Raw genomic sequence first — 25,462 nt, 5'->3', positions numbered from 1 at the left:
TCCGTATCGCGGAAACACATGTGTAGACGGCAGCTATCTCTCTAGGGTGCGGTTCCAGGACTTGAAACCGTCGTTCCGACGTACCCAAGGAGCCGCACCGTGAGCCTCGTCGCCGAGTCAGCGTCCACCGCGTCCGTCCCGCCCCTCGCCGCCCGGGTGAGTGCCGTAGGCGGTTCGCCGGTACGGGACATCCTGGCGGTCACCGCCCGCCCCGAGGTGATCAACTTCGCGGGCGGGCTGCCGGCACCGGAGCTGTTCGACGCGGAGGGTGTCGCGGCGGCCTACCGGGACGTCCTGGCCGAGACGCCCGCGCGGGCGCTGCAGTACTCCACGACCGAGGGTGAGCCCACGCTGCGGGCCGCGCTCGCCGCCCGGACGAGCCTGCGCGGGCTGGCCACCGGCCCCGACGACGTGCTCGTCACCACCGGTTCGCAGCAGGCGCTGTCCCTGCTGGCGACCGCGCTGATCGAACCGGGGGACACCGTCCTGGTCGAGAACCCCTGCTATCTGGCGGCCCTCCAGGTGTTCGGCTTCGCGGGCGCCCGGATCGTGCCCGTGCCGGGCGACGCGGACGGGGTGGACCCGCGGGCGCTGGAGGAACTGGTGGTGCGGGAGCGGCCCAAGCTGCTCTACACCGTGCCCACCTTCCAGAACCCGACCGGCCGCACCCTGCCCGCCGACCGCAGGGCCGCGATCGCCGCGGTCGCCGCCCGGCGGGGCCTGTGGATCGTCGAGGACGACCCGTACGGCGAGCTGCGGTTCGAGGGCGAGCGGGTGCCGTGGATCGCCTCCTACGAGGACGCCGCGGACCGGACCGTGCTGCTCGGCTCCTTCTCCAAGGTCATGGCGCCGGGCCTGCGGCTCGGCTGGCTGCGGGCGCCCGCCGGGCTGCTGCGGGCCTGCGCGGTCGCCAAGCAGGCCGCCGACCTGCACACCCCGACCGTCAACCAGCTCGCCGCGGCCCGCTATCTGGCCGACCGCGACCTCGACGTCCATGTGGCGCGGGTGGCCGGGGCCTACGGCGAGCGCCGCGACGCGATGCTCGCCGGGCTCCCGGACGCGCTGCCGGAGGGCTCGGTCTGGAACCGGCCCGAGGGCGGCATGTTCCTCTGGGTGCGGCTGCCGGAGCCGTACGACACGACCGCCCTGCTGCCGAAGGTGGTCGAGCAGGACGTGGCCTACGTGCCCGGCGCCCCCTTCCACGCGGGTGAGCCCGACCGGTCGACCCTGCGGCTGTGTTTCGTGACGCAGACGCCGGAGGAGATCGGGGAGGGGCTGCGGCGGCTGGGCCGGGGGCTCGGGGTGGCCTGAGCGCGGGTCAGTCCCACCAGAAGGACCAGGTGCGGGCGCCGGTCAGCTCCTCGGCGTAGGCGCCCACACTGCGGGAGTGGGCGAGGTTGTCCGGGCAGAACGCGAAGTGCTCGGCGGCCAGGGCCTCGGCGTCCGCCCGGATGACGGGCGGGGCGGCGACGGACACGACGAGGGTGTCGAAGCCGAGCGCGACGACGCGTATGCCGAAGCGGTCCTCCCAGGAGCGCAGGACCGCGCACAGGCGGGCGACGTCGTCGTCGTGGTTGAGCGGGCCGGACCAGCCGACGGCGGCGGGGATGTCGGCCGAGCGGCGGGCCGGGACGAGGGCCAGGTGCGGTGCGCGCGGCCAGTCGCGCGAGCCGTCGGACAGCGTGTCGGCGACCTGGGCGGCGCAGGTGCCGGGGTCGATGGTGAGCTGCCCGGCGGGGGCGAGGCCGGGCCAGTCCGGGCCGAACGGCGCCAGGAGGTCCAGCGGTTCGGAGTCCTCGCCGTCCTCGTCGCCCTCCCAGTACTCCGCGAGCACGTCCTCCGCGTCGTGGTCGCCGGGATACGACACGTCGGCCGGCGCCAACTGCCACTTCTCCGGGCCTCCCTGACGGTCGCCCAGGTCGACGAGGACCGGCAGCAGCCCCACACGCGCCGCCGGTCCGCCGAGCGCGGTCCAGTGTCCGGGCGCGGCGGGCGTGTCGGCGTGCCACAGCAGCGGCTCGGGCCAGGGCCCGTCCTCCGTCGCGTCGATCAGCCTGCCGGGCGGCAGTTGAAGCCCCAGGGACCGCCCGCTGGGGTCGGTGGTCAGGCGGGGCAGTGGGTTCGGAAGCGTCGCCATGCCGGTGACTCTAGGGGCGCCCACTGACATCGCCTTCGAATGTTTCGCTAGCAGGTCTCACGCGTCGATCATCATGGCGTGGTGAGCATTGACTGATTTTGTCGTGATGAACAAGTCATGCCAACTGAACTGGTGAAACTACTCGCTTACTTGACCAGTAAGGCTTCGAATCTTTCGAAGGTACTGCCGAAACTATTGACGCGCGCTGCGTGCAGCTCAACACTGACGCCTCGCCGCACCCGCAACGCACGCACGGCCTACACGAGGAGGAAGCACGTACATGAACGCGCTTGTCCGACCGATCAGAAGAGCCTGCACCGTCGCGCTGGCCTTCGTGGTCGCGATGCTTCTGCCGGGCACCGCCAGTGCCGACACCGTCATCAACTCCAACCAGACCGGCACCGACAACGGCTACTACTACTCGTTCTGGACCGACGCCCCCGGAACGGTCTCCATGAACCTCTCCTCCGGCGGCTCCTACAGCACCAGCTGGAGGAACACGGGCAACTTCGTCGCCGGCAAGGGCTGGGCCACCGGCAGCCGGCGGACGGTGCAGTACTCGGGCACCTTCAACCCGTCCGGCAACGCGTACCTGACGCTGTACGGCTGGTCGACCAACCCGCTCGTCGAGTACTACATCGTCGACAACTGGGGCACCTACCGGCCCACGGGGACGTTCAAGGGCACCGTCACCAGTGACGGCGGGACCTACGACATCTACGAGACGACGCGCTACAACGCGCCCTCGATCGAGGGCAACAAGACCTTCAAGCAGTTCTGGAGCGTCCGGCAGTCGAAGCGCACGGGCGGCACCATCACCACCGGCAACCACTTCGACGCCTGGGCGAGCAAGGGCATGAACCTCGGCACCATGAACTACATGATCATGGCCACCGAGGGCTACCAGAGCAGCGGCAACTCCAACATCACCGTCGGCGGCACCGGTTCCGGCGGCGGTGGCGGCGGCACGGGCTGCACCGCCACGCTGTCCGCCGGGGAGAAGTGGAGCGACCGGTACAACCTGAACGTCTCGGTGAGCGGATCCAGCAACTGGACGGTGACGATGAACGTGCCGTCCCCGGCGAAGGTGCTGTCCACCTGGAACATCAGCGCCAGTTACCCCAGCAGCCAGACCCTCGTCGCCAAGCCCAACGGCAGCGGCGACAACTGGGGCGCCACCATCCAGGCCAACGGCAACTGGACCTGGCCTTCCGTCTCGTGCAGCGCGAGCTGACCGCCGTGCCGACGACGTCCGGAGGAGCACTCCGTATGAGGAACGGAATCGTCACCGGGCTGGCCGCCGTCGCCCTGGCCGCCGCGGGCACTGTCACCGTCGGCTCCGGGCCCGCCCAGGCCGCCGCCTGCACCGGCTATGTCGCCCTCACCTTCGACGACGGGCCGTCCGGCAGTACGTCCGCCCTGCTGGGCGCGCTCAGGCAGAACGGGCTGCGGGCCACCATGTTCAACCAGGGCCAGTACGCCGCCGCGAACCCGTCCCTGGTGAAGGCGCAGGTGGACGCCGGGATGTGGGTCGCCAACCACAGCTACACCCACCCGCACCTCACCCAGCTGAGCCAGGCGCAGATCGACTCGGAGGTCGGACGGACCCAGCAGGCGATCGCCAACGCCGGCGGTGGCACGCCCAAGCTGTTCCGGCCGCCCTACGGGGAGACCAACGCGACGGTGAAGGCCGTCGCGGCCAAGTACGGGCTGACCGAGGTCATCTGGGACGTCGACTCGCAGGACTGGAACGGGGCGAGCACCGACTCGATCGTGCAGGCCGCGAACCGGCTCACCAACGGCCAGGTCATGCTGATGCACGACTGGTCCGCGAACACGCTCGCCGCGATCCCGCGGATCGCCCAGGGGCTGGCGAGCCGCGGGCTGTGCGCCGGGATGATCTCGCCGCAGACCGGCAGGGCCGTCGCTCCCGACGGGGGCGGCTCGGGCGGAGGCGGGAGCGGCTGCACCGCCACGCTGTCCGGCGGGCAGAAGTGGGGCGACCGGTACAACCTGAACGTCTCGGTGAGCGGATCCAGCAACTGGACGGTGACGATGAACGTGCCGTCCCCGGCGAAGGTGCTGTCCACCTGGAACGTCAGCACGAGCTACCCCAGCGCCCAGACCCTCGTCGCCAAGCCGAACGGCAGCGGTGACAACTGGGGCGTGACGATCCAGGCCAACGGCAACTGGACCTGGCCGTCCGTCTCCTGCGCCACCGGCTGAGCACGGGCCGGAACGCCGAGCGGCGCGGTGACCGACCGTCGGTCACCGCGCCGCTTACAGGCCTCACAAGGCCGGGATCAGAGCCGCTCGGGCGTCCGGATGCCCAGCAGGGCCATGCCCCGGTGGAGGGTACGGGCCGTCACGTCACACAGGAACAGCCGGTTCTCGACCTGCTCCGGCGTCTTGGCCTTCAGCACCGGGCACTTGTCGTAGAACGAGGTGTACAGGGAGGCGAGCTGGTAGAGGTAGGCGGCCAGCTTGTGCGGGGCGTACTCCGTCGCCGCCTCGTTCACCGTCTCCGCGAACCCGTCCAGGTGCAGGCCCAGCGCCCGCTCCGCCGCGTGCAGCTCCAGCTCCGGGCGGGCGGCGGGGCGGACCTCGCCGGCCTTGCGGAGGATGGACTGAATACGGGCGTACGCGTACTGCAGGTAGACGGACGTGTCGCCGTTCAGCGAGACCATCTGGTCCAGGTCGAACTTGTAGTCCCGGTTCGCCGACGTCGACAGGTCCGCGTACTTCACCGCGCCGATGCCCACCTGGGCGCCCCGCTCGGCGATCTCCTCCTCGGAGAGGTCCTGCGCCTTCTCCCGCACGACGGCGGAGGCGCGGTCGATGGCCTCGTCAAGCAGGTCGACCAGCCGGACCGTCTCGCCCTCACGCGTCTTGAACGGCTTGCCGTCCTTGCCGAGGACCGTGCCGAAGGCCAGCTGGAACGCCTTCACGTCGTCGTTCAGCCAGCCGGCCCGGCGGGCGGTCTCGAAGACCATCTTGAAGTGCAGGGACTGCCGGGCGTCGACCACGTAGACCAGCGAGTTCGCCTTCAGGTTGAAGACACGGTCGCGGATCGCGGACAGGTCGGTCGCCGCGTAGCCGTAGCCGCCGTCCGACTTCTGGACGATCAGCGGGACCGGGTTGCCGTCCGGGCCCTTGACGTCGTCGAAGAAGACGCACAGGGCGCCCTCCGAGCGGACCGCCACGCCGGACTCCTCCAGGAGGCGGCAGGTCTCCGCGAGCATGTCGTTGTAGCCGGACTCGCCGACGATGTCCGGGTCCCGGACCTCCATGTCCAGCTTCTCGAAGACGGAGAAGAAGTAGATCTTCGACTCGTCGACGAACTTCTGCCACATGGCCAGCGTGTGCTCGTCGCCGGCCTGGAGGTCGACCACCCGGCGCCGGGCGCGGGTCTTGAACTCCTCGTCGGAGTCGAACAGCTTGCGCGCGGCCTTGTAGAGGCGGTCGAGGTTGGACATCGCCTCCTCGCCGGTGACCTCGGCGGCCTTGTGGTCCAGCTCGTGCGGGTGCTCGTCCAGGTACTGGATGAGCATGCCGAACTGGGTGCCCCAGTCGCCGATGTGGTGCCGCCGGACCACGTTCTCGCCGGTGAATTCGAGCAGCTGGACGACCGAGTCGCCGATCACCGCGGAACGCAGGTGGCCGACGTGCATCTCCTTAGCCACGTTCGGCTGGGCGTAGTCGATCACCGTGGTGCCGGTGTTCTCCGCGAACGGCACGCCGAGACGGCCCGTGTCGTCGGCGTAGCGCGCGGCGAGGTTCTCCGTGATCGCCTTGTCGGCGACCGTGATGTTGAGGAAACCGGGGCCGGAGACCTCGACGTCCTCGATCACCTCACCGGCGACGACCTGGGAGACGACCTGCGTCGCCAGCTCCCGCGGGTTCGCCTTCGCCTTCTTGGCCAGCGCCAGGATGCCGTTGGCCTGGAAGTCGGCCCGGTCGCTTCGTCGCAGCAGCGGGTCCGCGCCGGCGGCCTCCGGCAGGGTGGCCGAGAGGGCGGACGCGAGGTGCTGCTGGACGGAGTCGCTGAGGGACGTGACCGAGGCCATAGGTGGGGTGCCGTTCTCCTCGAGGGGATCGATAGACACGGCCAGTATCCCATGGGGGGTAAAGCCGTTTTCCCGGGCACGAGGCGGTCTGGGAGAATGGGTCAACCATCAAGCCTTCAGTAAAAGAGGACGTGCCGATCGTGGCTCAGAGCACCGAGACCACCGACTGGGTCTCCCGTTTCGCGGATGAGGTCATCGAGGAGTCGGAGCGTCGGGCCCCGGGCAAACCGGTCGTCGTCGCGTCCGGGCTCTCCCCGTCCGGCCCCATCCACCTGGGGAACCTGCGCGAGGTCATGACCCCGCACCTGGTCGCCGACGAGATCCGGCGGCGCGGCCGGCAGGTCCGCCACCTGATCTCCTGGGACGACTACGACCGCTACCGCAAGGTGCCCGCCGGTGTCACCGGCGTCGACGAGACCTGGGCGGAGCACATCGGCAAGCCGCTGACCTCCGTGCCGGCGCCGAAGGGCTCGCCGTACCCGAACTGGGCCGAGCACTTCAAGGCGGCCATGATCGAGGCGCTGGGCGAGCTGGGCGTCGAGTTCGACGGGATCAGCCAGACCGAGCAGTACACCTCCGGCGTGTACCGGGAGCAGATCCTGCACGCCATGAAGCACCGCGGTGACATCGACGCCGTCCTCGCGCAGTACCGGACCAAGCCGAAGGCGGCGAAGAAGCAGTCGCAGAAGCCGGTCGACGAGGCCGAGCTGGAGGCCGCCGAGGGCTCCGGCGCCGCGTCCGAGGACGACGGCAGCTCCGGCTCCGCCGGGTACTTCCCGTACAAGCCGTACTGCGGCAACTGCGAGAAGGACTTCACCACCGTCACCGCCTACGACGACACCACCACCGAGCTGACGTACGCCTGCACCACCTGCGGCTTCTCGGAGACCGTCCGGCTGAACGAGTTCAACCGCGGCAAGCTGGTCTGGAAGGTGGACTGGCCGATGCGCTGGGCGTACGAAGGGGTGATCTTCGAGCCGAGCGGTGTCGACCACTCCTCCCCGGGCTCCAGCTTCCAGGTCGGCGGCCAGATCGTCGGCATCTTCGGCGGCAAGCAGCCCATCGGCCCGATGTACGCCTTCGTCGGCATCTCCGGCATGGCGAAGATGTCGTCGTCGAAGGGCGGGGTGCCGACCCCCGCCGACGCGCTGAAGATCATGGAGCCGCAGCTCCTGCGGTGGCTGTACGCCCGGCGCAAGCCCAACCAGTCCTTCAAGATCGCCTTCGATCAGGAGATCCAGCGGCTCTACGACGAGTGGGACAAGCTGGACGCCAAGGTCGCCGACGGCACCGTGCTGCCCGCCGACGCCGCCGCGCACTCCCGCGCGGTGCGGACCGCCGCCGGTGAGCTGCCGAAGACGCCGCGCCCGATGCCGTACCGGACCCTCGCGTCCGTCGCCGACATCACCGCCGGCCACGAGGACCAGGCGCTGCGCATCCTCAGCGAGCTCGACCCCGAGCAGCCGCTCGGCTCCCTCGACGAGGTGCGGCCCCGGTTCGACAAGGCCGAGTCCTGGATCAACACCCAGGTGCCCGCCGACCAGCGGACCATCGTCCGTGACGAGCCCGACCTCGACCTGCTGAAGTCACTCGACGAGCAGGCGCAGGGCTCGCTCCGGCTGCTGCTCGACGGGCTCACCGAGCACTGGTCGCTGGACGGCCTCACCCACCTCGTCTACGGCGTGCCGAAGGTGCAGGCCGGGTTCTCCGCCGACGCCACGCCGAAGGAGCTGCCGCCGGAGATCAAGACGGCCCAGCGGTCGTTCTTCGCGCTGCTGTACCACCTGCTGGTCGGCCGGGACACCGGTCCGCGGCTGCCCACGCTGCTGCTGGCGGTGGGGCAGGAGCGGGTGCGGCGCCTGCTCGGCGAGTAAGCCGTTCTCCACGAAGGAGGGGGCGCCCGGTGTTCGCCGGGCGCCCCCTCCTTCGTCGTGTGCGGGCGTTACGCGATGTGGTCCTCTTCCAGCTCCGCGTTGAAGCGCTGCTGGAAGCGGTCCGAGAGCGCCTTCAGGGCACTCGGGGCCAGCTTGATGCCGTACGTCGCCTCGATGTTGTCGCCGAGGACGCCGGGCGTGGGGAAGCTGCCGTCTATCGACTGGCGGAACACCTGGTAGTACGCCTCCTCGTCCGGCTCCGGCGTGCCGCCGCCCTCGCCGAGTTCGCGGGTGCGGCCCGGGACGACCGGGATGGGGAAGCTGCCGGTGTCCTCCGGGGCGGGCAGCGGGTCCGGCTCCTCCTGGTACTGGTCCTCGTACTCCTCGGCCTGCCGCTGCTCCTCGTACCACTGGGCGTACGCGGCGTCCGGGTCGTAGTTCGGGTCGTAGCCGCCCTGGTACTGCACCGCCTGCGGGTCCCGGGCCTGCAGCCACGGGTTCTGGTCGGCCGCGACGTCGCCGGGCTGCTGCCCCGCGCGGCCGTTGGCGACGAGCTCCGGGCGCTGCCCGCCGGGTACCGCGCCCATCCGCGCCGGCCCGTCGCCGCGACTGCCCGCGGCGACCTCGGCCGGCTGCGGCGCCGGCGGGATCAGGGCCGGTTCGATGCCGGCCGCCGCCAGGCCCGCCGGGGCGGTCTCCGCGAGGGGCACGCCGTAGCGGGCCAGGCGCAGCGGCATCAGGGACTCCACCGGGGCCTTGCGGCGCCAGCTGCGGCCGAAGCGGGAGCGCAGCCGGGCCTGGTAGACGAGACGTTCCTGCTCCAGCTTGATGACCTGGTCGTAGGAACGCAGCTCCCACAGCTTCATCCGGCGCCACAGCAGGAAGGTGGGCACCGGCGAGAGCAGCCAGCGGGTGAGGCGGACGCCCTCCATGTGCTTGTCGGCCGTGATGTCGGCGATCCGGCCGATCGCGTGCCGGGCCGCCTCGACCGCCACCACGAACAGCACCGGGATCACCGCGTGCATACCGACGCCCAGCGGGTCCGGCCAGGCGGCGGCACCGTTGAAGGCGATGGTGGCCGCGGTCAGCAGCCAGGCCGTCTGCCGCAGCAGCGGGAAGGGGATCCGGATCCAGGTGAGGAGCAGATCCAGGGCGAGCAGGACGCAGATGCCCGCGTCGATGCCGATCGGGAACACATAACTGAAGTTCCCGAAGCCCTTCTTGATGGCGAGCTCGCGCACGGCGGCGTACGAACCCGCGAAGCCGATGCCCGCGATGATCACGGCACCGGCCACGACCACGCCGATGAGAACGCGGTGCATCCGTGTCAGCTGTATGGGCGCGGCCACCCGTACTCCCCTCCCACTGCGTGTTGTTGCGCGCAACAGAGTGGCACACCTGTGCGGAGGACGAGTGGCCGGACCGTGCGGGACTGCGCTTTCGTGACCTCGGGGGTCAGCTCTTCTTCGCCGGCGTCCTGGACGAAGTGGCCGCCTTGGACGGGGACTTCGACGCGGACTGGGACGGCGCCTTGGACGCGCTCGGCGCCTTCGACGAGGTGCTGCCCTTGCCCGCCTCGGCCTCGTTCGCCTCGGTCACCGCGGCGACCACCTCCTTGGCGGCCTTCGTCGCGTCCTTCATCAGCTCGTCGGCGTCCGGGGTCTTCTCGCCGGCCAGGCCCGCGCCGTTGTAGTCGAGGGTGACGACCACGTTCTCCACGCGGACGACGATCGTCTGCTGCTTGAAGGAGCCTTCCTTCTTCTTCAGGTCGTAGCGCACCGCCGTCGCCTGGTCACCGGTCCCGGTGAGCGGCTCGGCCTTGGTGTTCTTCGCGTCCTTCACCGACCGCGCGTCGGTGACCTGCTTCGCGTAGTACTCCTGCGCCAGCTCGTCCGCCGAGCCGCGCGTCACGTCGGACTCGAAGCGCAGCAGGGAGACGTTCAGCCAGCGGAACTGCGAGCCGTCCACACCGTTGTTGTCGAGGCTGTCCCAGGAGCAGTTGCTCCGCGACGAGGTGTCGTCCGAGTTGCCTTCCTTGCCCGACTTCGCACCCTTCGGGACAAGTTCGCCCAGCGTCTTCTTCGACAGCACGTCACACGGCTCCGGCAGCGTCCGGTACGCCGCCGCCTGCACCGTCGGCGACGGGCTCGCCGACGCGCTCGCGCTCTCGGACGCCTTCTTCGCGTCGTCGCCGGAGCCGGAGTCCGAGGAGCAGCCGGCGGCGAGCAGGATCGCGGGGACGGCGGCGGCGGAGACAAGGACGCGGTTCAGACGCCCGGCTCGTACATCACGCTGGTGCTGTGCTCGTCGCTGCATGGTTCCTTCACTCATGACGCTCTGTTCCTGCCGTCGGATCGGGTCCGAGGGGTCACGGTACGCGGTGAGGGAACCGCGCGGTTCCCGTTCGGCTGATGAGCCGACCGCCGGGGCGGGCCGTCAACCGGCCAGCGAGTCGTCCAGTTGAGAGGCCAGTTTCCGGGCCCTGTCCTGCATTTCCTCGCTGTCCGGGACCAGGCCGACGGTCGCCGCCTGCTCCTCGTACTTGACGGTCACGATGACGTTCGACGTGCGGAACACCACAGTCACCGTCCGCTGCTTGGCCGTCGAACCGGCGCTGCTCAGCTCGTCGTCCAGGAACGCCTCGTCGCCGAGGTCGTCGAGCACGCGGGGCTGAAGACCGGTCGGGGTGGCGCTCGGCGAAGGGCTGGAGGAACCGGAGGACGAGGCGGACGCGGAGGACGCGGAGCCGGCGGCGCTCGGCTTGCCGGAGGGGCTGCCGGACGGGCTCGGGGGTGCCTCCGACGGGGCGGACGTCGTCGGCGCCGGCAGGTCGGCCTCCGTCTGGCGTGCCGCGAAGAGCTGCTGGGCCTGGTCGTCGTCGCTGACCGCGTTGTCGTACGACACCACCCGCTCCAGGTCCACGAACAGATGGTCCGTGGCCGTCGCGGACGGCACCTGCCAGCGGCAGCCGATCTTGCGGTCGTTGTCGAAGGTGAGCGTGGCCTCGCCCGCGTAGGCCTTCTCGCGCTGCTCCTCGTCGGCGATCTGGGGGATGCCCGGCAGCAGGGAGTCGAGGGTGTCCTCGTCGACCCTGCACGGCTCCGGCAGGGTGCGGTAGCGGCCCGGCTCGGCGGTCCGGGTGGCCGCGGAGTCGCCGTCGGGGTTGGCGTCGTCCGTGCCGCCGCCGTCGTCCGAGCCGCCGGTGCAGCCGGCCAGCAGGGCCGCGAGGAGCGCGGCGATGCCGGATACGTACGCCTTCCGCTGCACGGTCAGGCTCCTCTCGACGGTGGTAAATCGGTTGCCGGGCCGATGACTGCCCTGGACACAATGTGTATCGCACGCACAGCCGTGGACGCCGGTCCGTTGCCCCTTTCGTCGACCTTGGCGCCGGTTTTTGCGATTCGAGAATTCCATTTGCTTTGCCGTATTTGACGGGGGATGAGCCGTTATGTCGTATGTGGAGATACCGGGCGCGAAGGTGCCGATCCGGATGTGGACCGACCCCGCGGCGGTCGAGGAGGGCGCCCTCCAGCAGCTCCGCAACGTCGCCACCCTGCCGTGGATCAAGGGCCTAGCGGTCATGCCGGACGTCCACTACGGCAAGGGCGCGACCGTCGGTTCCGTCATCGCCATGCAGGGGGCCGTGTGCCCCGCGGCGGTCGGCGTGGACATCGGCTGCGGGATGTCGGCGGTGAGGACGTCGCTGACCGCCAACGACCTCCCGGGGGACCTGTCCCGGCTGCGGTCGAAGATCGAGCAGGCGATCCCGGTCGGGCGGGGGATGCATGACGACCCCGTCGATCCAGGGCGGCTGCACGGGTTCGGCACGGCCGGGTGGGACGGGTTCTGGGGGCGGTTCGACGGAGTGGCCGAAGCGGTCAAGTTCCGTCATGATCGCGCCGAGAAGCAGATGGGAACGCTCGGATCCGGGAACCACTTTGTCGAGGTGTGTCTCGACACGACCGGTGCGCTCTGGCTGATGCTCCACTCCGGCTCCCGCAACATCGGCAAGGAACTCGCCGAGCACCACATCGGCATCGCCCAGAAGCTCCCGCACAACCAGGGCCTGGTCGACCGCGACCTCGCCGTCTTCGTCGCGGACACCCCGCAGATGGCGGCCTACCGCAACGACCTGTTCTGGGCACAGGAGTACGCCAAGTACAACCGCTCGATCATGATGGCGCTCCTCAAGGACGTGGTCCGCAAGGAGTTCAAGAAGGCCAAGCCGACCTTCGAGCAGGAGATCTCCTGCCACCACAACTACGTGGCGGAGGAGCGGTACGAGGGCATGGACCTGCTCGTGACCCGCAAGGGCGCGATCCGGGCCGGCTCCGGCGACTACGGGATCATCCCGGGCTCGATGGGCACGGGCTCGTACATCGTGAAGGGCCTCGGCAACGACAAGTCCTTCAACTCCGCGTCCCACGGCGCGGGCCGGCGCATGAGCCGCAACGCGGCCAAGCGCCGGTTCACGACGAAGGACCTGGAGGAGCAGACGCGGGGCGTGGAGTGCCGTAAGGACTCCGGTGTGGTGGACGAGATCCCGGGTGCCTACAAGCCGATCGAGCAGGTCATCGACCAGCAGCGGGACCTCGTGGAGGTCGTCGCGAAGCTCAAGCAGGTTGTTTGCGTGAAGGGCTAGGGGGCGAGACGCCCCCTAGGCCCGTTTGGATCAGGTGAGCCTCTTCTCCAGCAGGGTCACCGCGTACGGGCTGCCCGTGCCGTCCGTCTTGGCCTGCTGTTCGCCGACGGCCGTGTAGCCCGCCGACTCGTAGTACGCGCGCAGGCGGGGATTGGTGGTCAGGCAGTCCAGGCGGCTGTAGGGGCGGGAAGCCGCCTCGATGCGGGACTCGGCGTGGGTGAGGAGGGTGCGGCCCGTGCCGGGTGGGGCGAGGTGGGGGACCGTCATCAGGCGGTGGATGTAGCCGGCGTCCGCGGGCCGCGGGCCCCAGGCCGCCGGGTCGGTCCACCACAGCTCGTAGGCGCCGGCCAGGTGGCCGTCGGCGTGGGCCAGCCAGACCTCGCCCTCGCGGACGCGGGTGTGGAAGTGGGCCTCGTCCTTCTCGCCGGGCTGCCACTGGTCGATGCCGCGGGCCAGCTGCCACAGGGCGGCCGTGTCGCGCAGGCGGACCAGGAGTGGCGCGTCGGCGTCCGTCGCCCGGCGGAAGGTGAGGGGCGGCCGGTCGGCCGGGGGTGCCTCCAGGAGGTGGGTGCGGAGGGTTGCCGCGAGGGCGTCCGCGTCCAGGGAGAGCGACTTCTCGACGTAGTTCTCGACCGAGCCGTACCGGTCCTTCAGGGCTGCCAGGAACAGGCGCATCACCGCTTCCGGGGCGCGGGCGAAGCCCGGCCAGGTGGGAGTGCGGCCCTCGTTGCGGGCCGACCACTCCGCGAGGAGGGCCGGGGTCGCCAGTTCGGTGAGGCTGAAGTCCTCGACGACGGTGGGCTCGTCGACGCCGAGCAGGGTCAGGACGAGGGCCGCGATCTCGCCGGTGCGGTCCTTGCCGGAGGCGCAGTGGAAGACCAGCGGGGTGTCCGAGCGCGCCGCGTCGGCGATGACCTCCAGTGCCCGGCGGATCTCCTCGGTGCCGTCCTCGGCGACCTCCATGAACCGTTCGGCGAGGTAGGGCCCGGGGTCGACGTCGGCGGTCAACGCGGCCTGGTCGTACGGGCGGTGCTCGATGCTGAGGTTGTGGTAGGCGAAGGACGGGTGCTCGGGGATCCGGCCGCGGGCGTCGATCTCCCAGGGGTAGCGCAGGTCGATCACCGCGCCGACACCCAGGGACAGGAACCGGTCCCAGTCGGGGGTGCCGGGGGTGAGCTTGCCGAGGGAGTCGGAGCGGTAGAGGCGGCCGGGGCGGACGCGCAGGCCGTCCGCTGTCGAATAGCCGCCCAGGTCGCGGAAGTTGTGCAGACCGGCGAAAGGTATGTGTCTGTCCACGAGTGGTGAGCCTACGGGCCCGTCGATCACTTGGACGGGGCGTGGGTCACCGCGTAGATCATCACGAAGGCGATGAAGTGGATGCCGAAGAGGAAGTAGGCGAGCCACATCCACATGTGGCGCTCGCCGTACTTCTCCCTGGCGTGGCGGGCCGCCCGCTGCTCCTCCGGCTCCGGGCCGGGCGAGGTGGACGGGGAGGGCCCGTCGGTCGTCACGGGGCTTCCCGGTGCAGCTTGGTGTTGGACGCCTGGGCGCGGGGACGGACGACCAGCAGGTCGATGTTGACGTGGCTGGGTCGGGTCACCGCCCAGGTGATGGTGTCGGCGACGTCGTCCGCGGTCAGCGGGTCCGCGACGCCCTCGTAGACCTTCGCCGCCCGCTCGCTGTCGCCGCCGAACCGGGTGAGGGCGAACTCGTCGGTCTTGACCAGGCCGGGCGCGACCTCGATGACGCGGACCGGGCGGCCGACGATCTCCAGGCGCAGGGTCTCGGCGAGGACGTGGGCGCCGTGCTTGGCGGCGACGTAGCCCGCGCCGCCCTCGTACGTGCCGTGGCCGGCGGTCGAGGACACGACGACCACCGTGCCGTCGCCGCTCGCCTCCAGCTTGGGCAGCAGAGCCTGGGTGAGGTTGAGGGTGCCGATGACGTTGGTCTCGTACATCTGCCGCCAGTCGGCGGGGTCGCCGCTCTCCACCGGGTCGAGGCCGAGCGCGCCGCCCGCGTTGTTGACCAGGACGCCGACGGTCTTGAAGGCGGTGGCGAACTCGTCGACGGCCGCGCGGTCGGTGACGTCGAGCTGGTAGGCGGTCGCGGAGTGGCCGGCCGCGGTGATCTCCTCGGCCAGCGCCTCGATGCGGTCCTTGCGGCGGGCGGTCAGTACGACGCGGTAGCCGGCCGCGGCGAGCTGCCGGGCGGTGGCGGCACCGATTCCGCTGCTCGCCCCGGTGACGACGGCGATGCGGGACGCGGCGGCGGGGGTCATACGAGTGCTCCTCTGACGGGTGTGCGGTGCGGTGGCCGGCGGTGCGGGAGGTGCTTCCGGCCAGGATAGGCGGGGTGCCCGGCGGGGGTGCGGGGGGCCGGTCCCGGCGCGGGCCGGGGCCGTGCGGTTCACTCGCCGCGCGGCGCCCACATGATCACGGCCATGCCGGCGAGGCAGATCAGCGCTCCGACGACGTCCCAGCGGTCGGGCCGGTAGCCGTCGGCGATCACGCCCCACAGGATGGATCCGGCGACGAAGATCCCGCCGTACGCGGCGAGGATGCGGCCGAAGTGGGCGTCGGGCTGGAAGGTGGCGACGAATCCGTACGCGCCGAGGGCGAGCACGCCGCCGGTCACCCACAGCCAGCCGCGGTGCTCTCGCAGGCCCTGCCAGACCAGCCAGGCGCCGCCGATCTCGAAGAGGGCGGCGACGACGAAGAGGGCGGCGGAGCGGAGGACGAGCATGCCGGTCAGCTTGGCACGGCCCCGCGTGCCGGGGTCCGGCCGTGTCACCTGTTGGAGGGCGCCTGCCGGGTCCGCCGCGTGGGATACATCCGTCCTGGGAGCCGTACGGCGGCGGCATGAGCGGCGGATGAGGAGTGGTGGCATGGGCGCGCGAGGGTTCGTCGCGGGTACGGCGGTGCTGGCGGCGCTGGCGGTGGCCGCGCCCGGTGTCGCGCGGGCGGGGGAGGCGGAGGCGGACCTGGCGTATCACGGGGCGGCGGGGCTGGCCGGCGGATGGTTCGACGTGCGGTTCGTGCCGCGCAACCACGGTCCGGCCGCCGTGCCGGAGGCGACGGTGCGGCTGCGCTGGTCGGAGGCGCTGGAGGACCGGCAGTGGCTGCCCGGCGGGTGTGCGCGGGCGGGGGAGCGGACGGTGCTGTGCCGGATCGCCGGGGTGCCGGCGCAGGGGCTGGGCGAGCAGCTGCGGCTGCGGGTGCGGCTGGCCGGTGAGCCGTCCGAGGTGCTGGCGGAGATCGACACGGTGTGGGGCGGCGGCACGGTGGACCGGAACCGGGACAACGACCGGCGGCGGGTGCTGGTGCTGGACACCGGGGACACGTACTACTTCTGATTGTTTTACCGCTGATCGCTTCCGGGCGGTTTACTGGGGCCGACGGACAGGTGGGGCAGGCGGGGGTCGTGGGGAGGGCTGGTCCAGAGATGCGGGCCATCGAGGACACGGGCATACGGGCGCGGGAGGCGGACCCGGCCGACGAGGAGCCGGCGCGCGGGCTGCCCCGGAACTGGCTGCTGCTGCTGGTCGGCGCGGCCGTGCTGCCCGGTACCGCGCTGGTGCTCGTCGGGCGGTCGCTGGACGAGCCGGCCGTGCAGGCGTGGCGGACGGTGTGTCTGGCGGTGACCGTGCAGGCGATGCCGTTCCTGCTCCTGGGCACCGCCCTGTCGGGGGCGATCAACGCGTTCGTGCCCGCGCGTGTCTTCAACCGGCTGCTGCCGAAGCGGCCCGCGCTCGCGGTGCCGGTCGCGGGGGCCGCGGGAGTGGTGCTGCCGGGCTGCGAGTGCGCGTCCGTGCCGGTGGCGAGCAGCCTGATCGGCCGGGGTGTCACTCCGGCCGCGGCGTTCGCGTTCCTGCTGTCCGCGCCCGCCGTGAACCCGATCGTGCTGACCGCCACGGCCATCGCGTTCCCGGGCAGCCCGGAGATGGTGCTGGCCCGGCTGCTGGCCTCGCTGGTCACGGCGGCCGTGATGGGCTGGCTGTGGCTCTGGCTGGGGCGCGCCGAGTGGCTGAAGCCCGCCGTACGGCACACCGGGCACCGGCCGGGGCACAGCCGGTGGACGGAGTTCCGGCGCGGTTTCCAGCACGACTTCCTGCACGCGGGCGGCTTCCTGGTGGTCGGGGCGATGGCCGCGGCGACCTTCAACGTGGCGGTGCCGCGCTCGGTGGTCGACGCGTTCGCCGACTCGCCGTGGCTGTCGGTGCTGTTCCTGGCGGTGCTGGCGATCGTGCTGGCGGTGTGCTCGGAGGCCGACGCGTTCGTGGCGGCCTCGCTGAGCGGGTTCTCGCCGGTGGCCCGGCTGACGTTCATGGTGGTCGGGCCGATGGTGGACCTGAAGCTGTTCGCCCTGCAGGCGGGCACGTTCGGGAGGGCGTTCGCGATGCGGTTCTCCGCCGCGACGGCCGTGGTGGCGGTGGTGTGCAGCGTGCTGGTGGGAGGGGTGCTGCTGTGATGCGGTTCGTGCGGGTGGGGCTGCTGGCGCTGAGCGGTGTGGGGCTGCTGCGGGTCTCGCTGTTCACGGACGCCTACCTCCGCTACGTGAAGGAGGGCATGCGGCCGCTGCTGATCGCGTCGGGGGTGCTGCTGGTCGCGCTGGGCGCGGCGGAGGCGGTGTCCTGGTGGCGGGAGCGGGACCATGCCGAGGGGCACGGGGACGACGACGGCCACGGTCATGACCACTCCGGTGTGCCGCGCGTCGCCTGGCTGCTGCTCCTGCCCGCGCTGAGCCTGCTCTTCTACGCGCCGCCCGCCCTCGGCTCGTACACGGCGTCCCGTGGGGCGCCGAAGGCCGTCGCCGTCGTGGAAGAGGACGGTTTCGAGCCGCTGCCCGCGACCTCGCCGTTGCCGATCACGCTCACCGACTTCACCCAGCGGGTGCAGCAGGACACCGAGCGGGCCATCGAGGGGCGCACGGTCCGGATGACCGGGTTCGTGACGCCCGCCGACGACGGTGACGGCTGGTATCTGACGCGGCTCATGCTGTCGTGCTGCGCGGCGGACGCCCAGTCGGTGAAGGTGCGGGTGTACGGGCCGGCGGCTCCACCGGCCGACACCTGGGTGACGGTGACGGGCACCTGGCACGCGGGCGGCGAGCTGGGCACGTCGTCGGCGGCGGTCGCGCTGGACGCGCGGGACGTCGAGCGGGTGGAGCGGCCGGTGAACGGATACACGGACGCGCTGCCGATACCGTCCTGAGGACGGTTCGGCGGGCTCGGAAGCACACGGGAATAGGGGCGGCGGGGGTGTCGTTCAGCGGTATAGTTGAACGGTCAACCACTTGGAGGGTGAGCGACCATGCAGTTCGGGATCTTCAGCGTCGGGGACGTAACCCCGGACCCGACCACGGGCCGTACGCCGACGGAGCGTGAGCGGATCAAGGCCATGGTCGCCATCGCGTTGAAGGCCGAGGAGGTCGGACTCGACGTCTTCGCGACCGGTGAGCACCACAACCCGCCGTTCGTGCCGTCGTCCCCGACCACCATGCTCGGCTACATCGCGGCCCGCACCGAGCGGCTGGTCCTGTCCACGTCCACCACGCTGATCACCACCAACGACCCGGTGAAGATCGCCGAGGACTTCGCGATGCTCCAGCACCTGGCCGACGGCCGGGTGGACCTGATGATGGGCCGCGGCAACACCGGCCCGGTCTACCCCTGGTTCGGCCAGGACATCCGCCAGGGCATCAACCTCGCCATCGAGAACTACGCCCTGCTGCACCGGCTGTGGCGCGAGGACGTCGTCGACTGGGAGGGCAAGTTCCGCAGCCCGCTCCAGGGCTTCACGTCCACGCCCCGCCCGCTGGACGGCGTACCGCCGTTCGTCTGGCACGGCTCCATCCGCTCGCCGGAGATCGCCGAGCAGGCCGCGTACTACGGCGACGGCTTCTTCCACAACAACATCTTCTGGCCGGCCGACCACACCAAGCGGATGGTCGAGCTGTACCGGAGCCGGTACGCCCACTACGGGCACGGCACCCCCGAGCAGGCGATCGTCGGACTCGGCGGGCAGGTGTTCATGCGGAAGAACTCCCAGGACGCGGTGCGCGAGTTCCGGCCGTACTTCGACAACGCGCCGGTCTACGGGCACGGCCCGTCCCTGGAGGACTTCACCGACCAGACCCCGCTGACCGTCGGCACGCCGGAGCAGGTGATCGAGAAGACACTGAGCTTCCGCGAGTACGCCGGTGACTACCAGCGCCAGCTGTTCCTGGTCGACCACGCCGGACTGCCGCTGAAGACCGTGCTGGAACAGATCGACATGCTGGGCGAGGAGGTCGTGCCCGTGCTGCGCGAGGAGTTCGCGGCGCGGCGTCCGGAGGGAGTGCCGGACGCGCCGACCCACCAGTCCCTGCTCGCCGCCCAGGAGGTGACCACCGTATGAGCGACCGTACGAAGCTCGTCGTCGTCTCGGCGGGGCTGAGCGTCCCGTCGTCCACCCGGCTGCTGGCCGACCGGCTGGCGTCGGCCGTCGTCCAGCGGGTCCCGGCGGACGTGGAGGTCGTCGAACTGCGTGACCTCGCCGTCGAGATCGCGCACAACTTCACCAACGGCTTCCCCGGCCGGAAGCTGGCCGCCGCCATCGACTCGGTGACCGGGGCGGACGGGCTGATCGTGGTGACGCCGGTGTTCTCGGCGTCGTACAGCGGACTGTTCAAGTCGTTCTTCGACGTGATCGACAAGGACGCGCTGACCGGGAAGCCGGTGCTGATCGCCGCGACCGGCGGCACCGCCCGGCACTCCCTGGTGCTGGAGCACGCCCTGCGGCCGCTCTTCGCCCACCTGCGGGCCGTCGTCGCCCCGACCGGCGTCTACGCCGCCTCGGAGGACTGGGGCGCGGAGGGGCTGCCGGAGCGGATCGAGCGGGCGGCGGGGGAGCTGGCCGCGCTGATGGCCCGGCTGCCGGCCGCCCGCCCCGCCCGGGACGACCTGGCGGTCACCCCGTTCGAGGAGCAGCTCGCCGCGCTGCGCGGGAGCGGGTGAGGCGCCGGGGCCCGGACCGGGTGAGAGGCCAGTAAGAAGCGGGGCCGGGCGTCCACCGTGCGGTCGTACGGGAGTACGGCTTTGCCACACTGGACGCGTGGCCCCGACTGTTCTGCTCGCCGAAGACGACCGCGCGATCCGGCACGCCCTGGAGCGGGCCCTGACCCTGGAGGGCTACCGGGTCACCGCGGTCGCCGACGGCGTCGAGGCGCTGGCGCAGGCCCACCGCATCCCGCCGGACGTGCTGGTCCTGGACGTGATGATGCCGGGCATCGACGGCCTCCAGGTGTGCCGGGTGCTGCGCGCCGAGGGCGACCGGACGCCGATCCTGATGCTGACCGCGCTGGTGGAGACCGCGGACCGGATCGCGGGCCTGGACGCCGGCGCCGACGACTACGTGGTGAAGCCCTTCGACGTCGAGGAGGTCTTCGCCCGGCTGCGGGCACTGCTGCGGCGCACCGCCGCCCCGGCCGGGGCCGACGCGCCCGCCTCGCCCGCGCAGCCGCTGCCGCCGGTCAGGCCGCCCGAGGGGCGGACCGTCGAGGCCGCCGGGCTGCGGCTGGACCCGCAGGCGCGCCGCGTCTGGCGGGGCGAGCGCGAACTCGAGCTGACCCGCACCGAGTTCGAGCTGCTGGAACTGCTGGTGCGCAACGCGGGCATCGTCCTCGACCACTCCACGATCTACGACCGCATCTGGGGCTACGACTTCGGGCCCGGCTCCAAGAACCTCGCCGTCTACGTCGGCTACCTGCGCCGCAAACTCGACCAGCCCGGCGCGCCGCAGCTGATCCACACGGTGCGCGGCGTGGGCTACGTGCTGCGGGAGGACTGAGTGGGGTGGCGGCCGCGGCTGGTGTCCCTGCGCACCACGTTCGCGGTGTCCTTCGCGACGGTCACGGCCGCGGTGACCCTCCTGGTGGGCTTCCTGTCCTACACCGCCGCCGCGCGGCTGGTCCGGGTCGACCAGGTGTCGGTGTTCGACGAGGTCGTGCAGGACCTGCGGGGCGAGGTGCGGCAGTACCGGATGAGCCCGGCGGACTTCTCCTCCTCCGCGCCGGGACACGACCTCGTCCGCCCCGCCCGCACGGACGTGCAGGTGCTGGGCCCGGACGGCGGCGTCGTCGACAAGGGCAGCCCCGGGCTGCCGGTGACCGGCCCCGACCGCGAGATCGCGGCCGCGCGCACCGCGGGGCAGCTCGTCGTGCACGAGGACGTCGACGTCGGCAACGACATCTACCGGGTCGCCACCGTCTCGCTCGGCGGCGGCCGGGGCGCCGTACAGGTGGCGCAGGAGTTCAGCGACACCGAGGACCTGCTGCGGGCGCTCCAGCAGCGCACGCTGCTGTTCATGGCGGCGGTGGTGGTCGGCGCCGGACTGTTCGGCTGGTGGCTGGCCCGGCGCATCACCCGCCGGCTGGTGATCCTCACCGACGCCGCCGAGGCCGTCGCCCGCACCCGGCGGCTCGGCATCGAGGTGCCCGTCACCGGCCACGACGAGGTGGGCCGGCTGGGCCGCGCCTTCGACCGGATGCTCGGCCGGCTCGCCCAGTCCGAGGAGGACCAGCGGCGCCTCGTCCAGGACGCGGGCCACGAACTGCGGACGCCGCTCACCTCCCTGCGCACCAACATCTCCCTGCTCCGCCGCATCGACGAACTCCCGCCCGCCAGCCGGGAGGAACTGGTCGCCGACCTGGGGCAGGAGGCCCGCGAACTGACGGACCTGGTCAACGAGTTGGTGGATCTGGCGGCCGGTCAGTCCGACGCCGAGCCGCCGCAGCGGGTCGACCTCGCCGAACTGGCCGAGGACGTCACGGGCCTGGCCCGCCGCCGCACCGGCCGCGAGATCGCCCTGCGCGTCACCGGCGACACGACGGCCGAGGGGCGGCCCGGGATGCTGAGCCGGGCGATGTCCAACCTGGTGGAGAACGCGGCGAAGTTCGACCGCGCGGGCACGGCGCCGATCGAGCTGGTGGTGTCCGGCCCGGACCCGGGCCGCCGCGGCCCGGTCCGCGTCGAGGTCCTCGACCGGGGTCCCGGGATCGCCGACACCGACCTCGACCGCATCTTCGACCGCTTCTACCGCGCCCCCGACGCCCGCTCCCTGCCCGGATCCGGGCTGGGCCTGTCCATCGTGCGGGAGGTGTCACTGGCGCACGGGGGAACGCCGTTCGCGTGCCCGCGGGACGGGGGAGGGGTGGCGATCGGGTTCACGGTGGCCGGCGGCGGCGAGACGGCCTGAGCCGGGGTGGACGGGCATCCGGGACGTGTACCGGCTGCTGGGCGAGCACTACGGACTGAGCCTGCCCCGCGGGACGATCGCCGACGACGACCTGGTCGGGGTGTTCACCTCACCGCGCGTCTACGCGAGCGGCGAGCCGAACACCCCGTACGGCAACCTCAGGCTGCCCTGACCCGGTTCAGCCGAGCGCGTCCAGCGCCGCGAGCACGTCGGCGGGTTCGGCCCGGTTGACGTAGTCGGTGTCGGCGAAGGCCCAGCGGATCACCCCGTCGCGGTCGATGACGTACGTCGCGGGCAGCGGGAGCGTGCGCGGGTGACCGCCGTTGACGCGCTGGAGGTCGAAGCCGAGCTTGTCGTAGACGGCGGCGAGGTCCTCGGGGAGGTCGAACGCGAGACCGTACTGCTTGGCGGTGCCGGAGCCGACGTCGCTGAGGACGTCGAAGGCCAGCTCGTGCTTCTCGGTCAGGGAAAGCGCCTCGTCGGGGACCTGCGGGGAGACGGCCACGAGCCGGGCGCCGCGTTCGGTGATGGCGGAGTGGTGCTGCTGGAGCGAGCGCAGGGCGATGTTGCAGAACGGGCACCAGGCGCCGCGGTAGAACGTCAGCACCACCGGCCCGGCGGCGAGCAGGTCGTCCAGGGCGACGATCCGCCCGGTCGCGGAGGGCAGGGCGAAGCGCGGGGCGCGGGCGCCGGCCGTGAGGGCGCGGTCGGCCTGGCCGGAGTCGGCGAGCTCCTGTCCGGCCCGGTGCATGACCTCGCGGAGCTCGGCGGGGATCTCCTCCTTGCGGGACTCGTAGAAGGCGCGTAATTCGGCGTTGAGCGACATGGAAACGGTCCTCCTGGACGCACGGGCACATGGATCGAGCGATCAACTGGGAGCAGCGGCTTGGAACGACAACTCGGAACGACAACTCGAAACGACCGTTCCAAGATAGCCGCGGCGAGCGTATCCTGGAACCCTCGTTTCAAGATTGGTCGGTGAGACATGCCGGACATCAAGCACTTCGACCCGGACGCGGCTCTGGAGACCGTGGTCCGGCTGTTCTGGCGCCAGGGGGTCGCCTCGACCGGCATCCAGGACGTCGTGACCGCGACCGGGCTCAACCGCTCCAGCCTCTACGCCACCTTCGGCGGCAAGCAGGACCTCTACCAGGCCGCCCTGCGCCGCTACGTCGAACGCCACTCCCACCCGGCGTTCCGTCACCTGGCCGAGGACGCACGGGGCCTGCCCGCCGTCGAGGACTTCTTCGCCGGCCTGATCGAGACCCGGTGCTCGGGGGAATTCGCCCGCTGGGGCTGCATGGTGGTCAACGCCCACGCGGCGGCCGAGGACGCCGATCCCGAGGTCCGCGACCTCCTCGACCGCCACCACCGGCAACTGCGCGACGCCCTGCGCGCCGCGCTGGTCACCGCCGGGGCCCGGGGACAACTCGCTCCGGGAGCCGACCCCGCAAGCGCCGCCGAACTGCTCGCCCTGCTCGCCTACGGCGTGAACCTGCGCTCCCGGGCGGGCGCGCCGGCCGAATCACTGCGGGCGACCGTGACGACCGCGCTGGAGGCACTCGGCGCCACGTTCGCGGGCGGTCCGGGCGCGGTCGGCTGAGGCGCACCCCGAGGAGGGCTTCGGCTTGCCGGTCGGCTTCAGGCCGAGTCGCCTTGCAGGGCGGGCCGGAAAGGATGGAGCACGTCCCCGCCCGGCTGGATGATGCCGTAACTGCTCTCCGGCACCTCGTTCCAGACGCCGGGGAGGGTGCCCAGCAGTTCGGAGACGACGAGGCGGGTCTCCTCGGAGATGTCCCGCAGGAACGCGGCATCCGGGTGGAGCGCACGCAGGGTGTCCACCCTGGTGCTGTAGAACAACGACCGCGAGCGGCCCTCGCTGGAGTAGCGGAAGGTCCATACGCGGTCGCCGTCGGCCACCGCGATGGTCATCTGCAGTGGGTTCGGGATGCCGTGCGCGTGCCCCGCCTTCTCGATCAGGCCGGCCATGCGTGCCACGGCACCGGGAGGATCCTCCCTCAGGTCGAACGTGAGAGCCAGGAAGAACATGAGCTCGGAGTCGGTGGAACCCTCGATGTCGGGATACAGGGCCGGATCGACGGCCAGGGCGAGGTCACGCCGGAGGCGGTGGAATCCGCTGATCGCCCCGTTGTGCATCCACATCCAGCGCCCGTGACGGAAGGGGTGGCAGTTGGTCTGCTGCACGGCCGTCCCGGTCGAGGCCCTGATGTGCGCGAAGAACAGACCCGAACGGACGTTGGCCGCGCCATGGCCGAGGCGGAAAGGTCCGGGGACCCTGTCGTCCTCGCCGCCAGCGTCCGCGTTCACGCTCACGTGCTCGTACGGGAGAAGCACACAGCCCAAGCCGTGAACATGGTGCGCCACACCGTCGACCAGCTCAGCGGCTCCTACGACCAACGCTCGCCCCGATACCTGGCAGCGGTCGGCCTGCTGCTGCTCCGCGGAGCTACCGCCGCCAGCAGAAACGGCGACCGCGACACCACCCAGGACTTCCTCACCGAGGCCAAAGAGGTGGCCCGCTACGTCACATTCGACAGGCCGGACGCCTGGGCGAACTTCAGCCCGACCAACGTAGCCCTGCACGAGATCAGCGCGGCTGTCTCATTCGGCGACGCCGGAATCGCCCTTCAAACCGCTCGCCCCCTCATGCGGCGGCACATCCCCGTCCCCGAGCGACGGGCCGCGCTCTGGGTGGAGGCCGCCCGCGCCTACAGTCAGCAGGGCAGACTCGCCGACGGCTACCAGGCCCTGCGCATCGCCGAGAGCTGCGCGGCACAGGATGTCCGCCGCCCGGCCGTACGCGAACTGGTCGCCGACATGGCAGCCCGTGACCGTCGTCGGGCGCTGCCCGAGCTCCACCACTTCGGCCGCCAACTGGGAGTGCCCGCGTGAGTGACCAGCACGACAAGCCGTTCCTCCAGATCGTGGTCTGCGCGGCCGGGGTCGCCGCCGACGTCGGCCGGCTGATCACGGCAGCACAGGAACGGCACTGGGACGTCGGCGTCGTAGCCACCCCGCAAGGAGTCGGCTTCCTTGATGCGGAGGCGGTCGAGGCCCAGACCGGCCGCCCCATCCGCTCGGCCTGGCGGTCACCGGGTGAGCCACGCCCGAGCCGGCCTGCGGATGCGATCGCGGTCGCCTCGGCCACCTTCAACACGGTCAACAAGTGGGCCGCCGGGATCTCGGACAATCTCGCGCTGGGCATCCTGTGCGAGGCGCCCGCAATGGGTGTACCGGTCGCCGTGCTGCCGTACCTGAACTCCGCCCAGGCCGCCCATCCTGCATACCGCCGGAGGTCTGGACCTCCTGCGAGAGATGGGCGTCCTGATCGGCTCCTACGAGCCTCACCGGCCGAAGGCGGGCGGCGGGGCCGACCGCTACCGCTGGGAGGAAGTGCTGGAGCTGCTCGCCCCCAGGCTGTCCCTGCGGTCGTGATCAGCGCCTTCGTGCTTGCGACGGTCGTGAGAGCGAGACCGCAGATGCTTCTT

At 71.3% G+C, this 25,462-nt stretch carries 25 protein-coding genes and 2 pseudogenes; 16 read left to right on the top strand and 11 right to left on the bottom strand.

Going from position 1 to position 25,462, the window contains the following annotated elements:
- Positions 1–99: 99 nt before the first annotated feature.
- Entirely contained in the window at positions 100–1,311 is a 1,212-nt protein-coding gene (locus ACSU6L_RS16170) for a PLP-dependent aminotransferase family protein (protein ID WP_437057491.1), read from the top strand.
- Positions 1,312–1,318: 7 nt separating this feature from the next.
- Here ACSU6L_RS16170 and ACSU6L_RS16165 read toward each other — a convergent pair whose 3' ends face one another.
- Positions 1,319–2,137 (bottom strand): DUF4253 domain-containing protein, encoded by an 819-nt coding sequence (locus ACSU6L_RS16165; RefSeq protein WP_437057489.1) that lies wholly within the window; start codon positions 2,135–2,137, stop codon positions 1,319–1,321.
- 280 nt (positions 2,138–2,417) lie between these two features.
- On the opposite strand from ACSU6L_RS16165, the gene ACSU6L_RS16160 reads away from it, so the two are divergent.
- Positions 2,418–3,371, top strand: coding sequence for a glycoside hydrolase family 11 protein (locus ACSU6L_RS16160; protein ID WP_437057487.1), 954 nt, complete (start codon positions 2,418–2,420; stop codon positions 3,369–3,371).
- A 35-nt stretch (positions 3,372–3,406) separates the two neighbouring features.
- Positions 3,407–4,363: a polysaccharide deacetylase family protein gene (locus ACSU6L_RS16155; RefSeq protein ID WP_437057485.1), complete on the top strand. Its 957-nt coding sequence runs from the start codon at positions 3,407–3,409 to the stop codon at positions 4,361–4,363.
- Positions 4,364–4,440: 77 nt separating this feature from the next.
- Here ACSU6L_RS16155 and argS read toward each other — a convergent pair whose 3' ends face one another.
- Positions 4,441–6,204: an arginine--tRNA ligase gene (argS, locus tag ACSU6L_RS16150; RefSeq protein ID WP_437064917.1), complete on the bottom strand. Its 1,764-nt coding sequence runs from the start codon at positions 6,202–6,204 to the stop codon at positions 4,441–4,443.
- A 131-nt stretch (positions 6,205–6,335) separates the two neighbouring features.
- On the opposite strand from argS, the gene lysS reads away from it, so the two are divergent.
- On the top strand, positions 6,336–8,078 hold the full coding sequence (lysS, locus tag ACSU6L_RS16145; protein WP_437057483.1) for a lysine--tRNA ligase: 1,743 nt from the start codon (positions 6,336–6,338) through the stop codon (positions 8,076–8,078).
- 68 nt (positions 8,079–8,146) lie between these two features.
- Here lysS and ACSU6L_RS16140 read toward each other — a convergent pair whose 3' ends face one another.
- The 3 genes from ACSU6L_RS16140 to ACSU6L_RS16130 form a co-directional block, all read right to left on the bottom strand.
- Complete coding sequence (locus ACSU6L_RS16140) at positions 8,147–9,427, bottom strand: DUF2637 domain-containing protein (RefSeq protein ID WP_437057481.1); 1,281 nt, start codon at positions 9,425–9,427, stop codon at positions 8,147–8,149.
- Positions 9,428–9,533: 106 nt separating this feature from the next.
- Positions 9,534–10,409 carry a DUF3558 family protein gene (locus ACSU6L_RS16135; RefSeq protein WP_437057479.1) on the bottom strand — a complete coding sequence of 292 codons (876 nt, stop codon included), beginning with the start codon at positions 10,407–10,409 and terminating at the stop codon, positions 9,534–9,536.
- A gap of 105 nt (positions 10,410–10,514) precedes the next feature.
- Positions 10,515–11,345, bottom strand: a complete 831-nt coding sequence (locus tag ACSU6L_RS16130) for a DUF3558 domain-containing protein (protein ID WP_437057477.1) — start codon at positions 11,343–11,345, stop codon at positions 10,515–10,517.
- 181 nt (positions 11,346–11,526) lie between these two features.
- Between ACSU6L_RS16130 and ACSU6L_RS16125 the strand changes: the two genes are divergently transcribed.
- The gene (locus ACSU6L_RS16125) at positions 11,527–12,720 is read left to right on the top strand and encodes an RtcB family protein (protein ID WP_437057475.1); all 1,194 of its coding nucleotides are present in this window, start codon (positions 11,527–11,529) and stop codon (positions 12,718–12,720) included.
- 30 nt (positions 12,721–12,750) lie between these two features.
- On the opposite strand, the gene ACSU6L_RS16120 is transcribed toward ACSU6L_RS16125, so the two are convergent.
- The 4 genes from ACSU6L_RS16120 to ACSU6L_RS16105 form a co-directional block, all read right to left on the bottom strand.
- On the bottom strand, positions 12,751–14,016 hold the full coding sequence (locus tag ACSU6L_RS16120) for a GNAT family N-acetyltransferase (protein WP_437057473.1): 1,266 nt from the start codon (positions 14,014–14,016) through the stop codon (positions 12,751–12,753).
- A 26-nt stretch (positions 14,017–14,042) separates the two neighbouring features.
- Complete coding sequence (locus ACSU6L_RS16115) at positions 14,043–14,231, bottom strand: hypothetical protein (protein ID WP_437057471.1); 189 nt, start codon at positions 14,229–14,231, stop codon at positions 14,043–14,045.
- Positions 14,228–14,998, bottom strand: coding sequence for an SDR family NAD(P)-dependent oxidoreductase (locus tag ACSU6L_RS16110; protein ID WP_437057469.1), 771 nt, complete (start codon positions 14,996–14,998; stop codon positions 14,228–14,230). The genes ACSU6L_RS16115 and ACSU6L_RS16110 overlap by 4 nt, the downstream gene beginning before the upstream one ends.
- 128 nt (positions 14,999–15,126) lie before the next feature.
- On the bottom strand, positions 15,127–15,462 hold the full coding sequence (locus tag ACSU6L_RS16105) for a YnfA family protein (protein ID WP_437064915.1): 336 nt from the start codon (positions 15,460–15,462) through the stop codon (positions 15,127–15,129).
- Between the two features lie 142 nt (positions 15,463–15,604).
- On the opposite strand from ACSU6L_RS16105, the gene ACSU6L_RS16100 reads away from it, so the two are divergent.
- The 8 genes from ACSU6L_RS16100 to ACSU6L_RS16065 all read left to right on the top strand — a co-directional run bounded on the left by ACSU6L_RS16100 (position 15,605) and on the right by ACSU6L_RS16065 (position 22,125).
- On the top strand, positions 15,605–16,072 hold the full coding sequence (locus tag ACSU6L_RS16100) for a hypothetical protein (protein ID WP_437057467.1): 468 nt from the start codon (positions 15,605–15,607) through the stop codon (positions 16,070–16,072).
- Positions 16,073–16,161: 89 nt separating this feature from the next.
- Complete coding sequence (locus tag ACSU6L_RS16095) at positions 16,162–17,187, top strand: permease (RefSeq protein ID WP_437057466.1); 1,026 nt, start codon at positions 16,162–16,164, stop codon at positions 17,185–17,187.
- Complete coding sequence (locus tag ACSU6L_RS16090) at positions 17,184–17,930, top strand: TIGR03943 family putative permease subunit (RefSeq protein ID WP_437057464.1); 747 nt, start codon at positions 17,184–17,186, stop codon at positions 17,928–17,930. The genes ACSU6L_RS16095 and ACSU6L_RS16090 overlap by 4 nt, the downstream gene beginning before the upstream one ends.
- A gap of 99 nt (positions 17,931–18,029) precedes the next feature.
- Complete coding sequence (locus ACSU6L_RS16085; protein ID WP_437057462.1) at positions 18,030–19,115, top strand: LLM class flavin-dependent oxidoreductase; 1,086 nt, start codon at positions 18,030–18,032, stop codon at positions 19,113–19,115.
- On the top strand, positions 19,112–19,714 hold the full coding sequence (locus tag ACSU6L_RS16080; protein ID WP_437057460.1) for an FMN reductase: 603 nt from the start codon (positions 19,112–19,114) through the stop codon (positions 19,712–19,714). The genes ACSU6L_RS16085 and ACSU6L_RS16080 overlap by 4 nt, the downstream gene beginning before the upstream one ends.
- A 97-nt stretch (positions 19,715–19,811) precedes the next feature.
- Entirely contained in the window at positions 19,812–20,546 is a 735-nt protein-coding gene (locus tag ACSU6L_RS16075; RefSeq protein ID WP_437057458.1) for a response regulator transcription factor, read from the top strand.
- A complete protein-coding gene (locus tag ACSU6L_RS16070; RefSeq protein WP_437057456.1) occupies positions 20,547–21,953 on the top strand; it encodes a HAMP domain-containing sensor histidine kinase in 1,407 nt (468 codons plus the stop codon). It abuts the gene before it with no gap.
- A gap of 25 nt (positions 21,954–21,978) precedes the next feature.
- The gene (locus ACSU6L_RS16065) at positions 21,979–22,125 is read left to right on the top strand and encodes a hypothetical protein (protein ID WP_437057454.1); all 147 of its coding nucleotides are present in this window, start codon (positions 21,979–21,981) and stop codon (positions 22,123–22,125) included.
- A gap of 6 nt (positions 22,126–22,131) precedes the next feature.
- Here ACSU6L_RS16065 and ACSU6L_RS16060 read toward each other — a convergent pair whose 3' ends face one another.
- Positions 22,132–22,779: a peroxiredoxin-like family protein gene (locus ACSU6L_RS16060; RefSeq protein WP_437057452.1), complete on the bottom strand. Its 648-nt coding sequence runs from the start codon at positions 22,777–22,779 to the stop codon at positions 22,132–22,134.
- 159 nt (positions 22,780–22,938) lie between these two features.
- Here ACSU6L_RS16060 and ACSU6L_RS16055 point away from each other — a divergent pair, with 159 nt between their 5' ends.
- A complete protein-coding gene (locus ACSU6L_RS16055) occupies positions 22,939–23,556 on the top strand; it encodes a TetR/AcrR family transcriptional regulator (RefSeq protein WP_437057450.1) in 618 nt (205 codons plus the stop codon).
- Between the two features lie 38 nt (positions 23,557–23,594).
- On the opposite strand, the gene ACSU6L_RS16050 is transcribed toward ACSU6L_RS16055, so the two are convergent.
- A complete protein-coding gene (locus ACSU6L_RS16050) occupies positions 23,595–24,281 on the bottom strand; it encodes a class II glutamine amidotransferase (protein ID WP_437057448.1) in 687 nt (228 codons plus the stop codon).
- On the opposite strand from ACSU6L_RS16050, the pseudogene ACSU6L_RS16045 reads away from it, so the two are divergent.
- Both ACSU6L_RS16045 and ACSU6L_RS16040 read left to right on the top strand, forming a co-directional pair.
- Positions 24,213–24,866, top strand: a pseudogene (locus ACSU6L_RS16045) (helix-turn-helix domain-containing protein); the annotation flags it as partial. The gene ACSU6L_RS16050 and the pseudogene ACSU6L_RS16045 overlap by 69 nt on opposite strands.
- Positions 24,863–25,409 (top strand): annotated as a pseudogene (locus tag ACSU6L_RS16040) (flavoprotein). The pseudogenes ACSU6L_RS16045 and ACSU6L_RS16040, both read left to right, overlap by 4 nt.
- The last annotated feature ends 53 nt before the right edge of the window (positions 25,410–25,462 follow it).

Origin of the sequence: Streptomyces sp. enrichment culture, from assembly GCF_964272855.1 — a bacterium.
Classification (GTDB): Bacteria; Actinomycetota; Actinomycetes; order Streptomycetales; family Streptomycetaceae; genus Streptomyces.
The sequence above is the reverse complement of the archived record's forward strand: the minus strand, read 5'-3'. Positions and strand labels throughout refer to the sequence as shown.

Bases quoted from the DNA above. Each gene is read 5' to 3' on its own strand.
- ACSU6L_RS16160 (WP_437057487.1), top strand. From the start codon at position 2,418: ATGAACGCGCTTGTCCGACCGATCAGAAGAGCCTGCACCGTCGCGCTG.
- ACSU6L_RS16110 (WP_437057469.1), bottom strand. From the start codon at position 14,998: ATGACCCCCGCCGCCGCGTCCCGCATCGCCGTCGTCACCGGGGCGAGC.
- argS (WP_437064917.1), bottom strand. From the start codon at position 6,204: ATGGCCTCGGTCACGTCCCTCAGCGACTCCGTCCAGCAGCACCTCGCG.
- ACSU6L_RS16135 (WP_437057479.1), bottom strand. From the start codon at position 10,409: ATGAGTGAAGGAACCATGCAGCGACGAGCACAGCACCAGCGTGATGTA.
- ACSU6L_RS16055 (WP_437057450.1), top strand. From the start codon at position 22,939: ATGCCGGACATCAAGCACTTCGACCCGGACGCGGCTCTGGAGACCGTG.
- ACSU6L_RS16105 (WP_437064915.1), bottom strand. From the start codon at position 15,462: ATGCTCGTCCTCCGCTCCGCCGCCCTCTTCGTCGTCGCCGCCCTCTTC.
- ACSU6L_RS16080 (WP_437057460.1), top strand. From the start codon at position 19,112: ATGAGCGACCGTACGAAGCTCGTCGTCGTCTCGGCGGGGCTGAGCGTC.
- ACSU6L_RS16125 (WP_437057475.1), top strand. From the start codon at position 11,527: ATGTCGTATGTGGAGATACCGGGCGCGAAGGTGCCGATCCGGATGTGG.
- ACSU6L_RS16095 (WP_437057466.1), top strand. From the start codon at position 16,162: ATGCGGGCCATCGAGGACACGGGCATACGGGCGCGGGAGGCGGACCCG.
- ACSU6L_RS16060 (WP_437057452.1), bottom strand. From the start codon at position 22,779: ATGTCGCTCAACGCCGAATTACGCGCCTTCTACGAGTCCCGCAAGGAG.
- ACSU6L_RS16155 (WP_437057485.1), top strand. From the start codon at position 3,407: ATGAGGAACGGAATCGTCACCGGGCTGGCCGCCGTCGCCCTGGCCGCC.
- ACSU6L_RS16085 (WP_437057462.1), top strand. From the start codon at position 18,030: ATGCAGTTCGGGATCTTCAGCGTCGGGGACGTAACCCCGGACCCGACC.
- ACSU6L_RS16165 (WP_437057489.1), bottom strand. From the start codon at position 2,137: ATGGCGACGCTTCCGAACCCACTGCCCCGCCTGACCACCGACCCCAGC.
- ACSU6L_RS16100 (WP_437057467.1), top strand. From the start codon at position 15,605: ATGGGCGCGCGAGGGTTCGTCGCGGGTACGGCGGTGCTGGCGGCGCTG.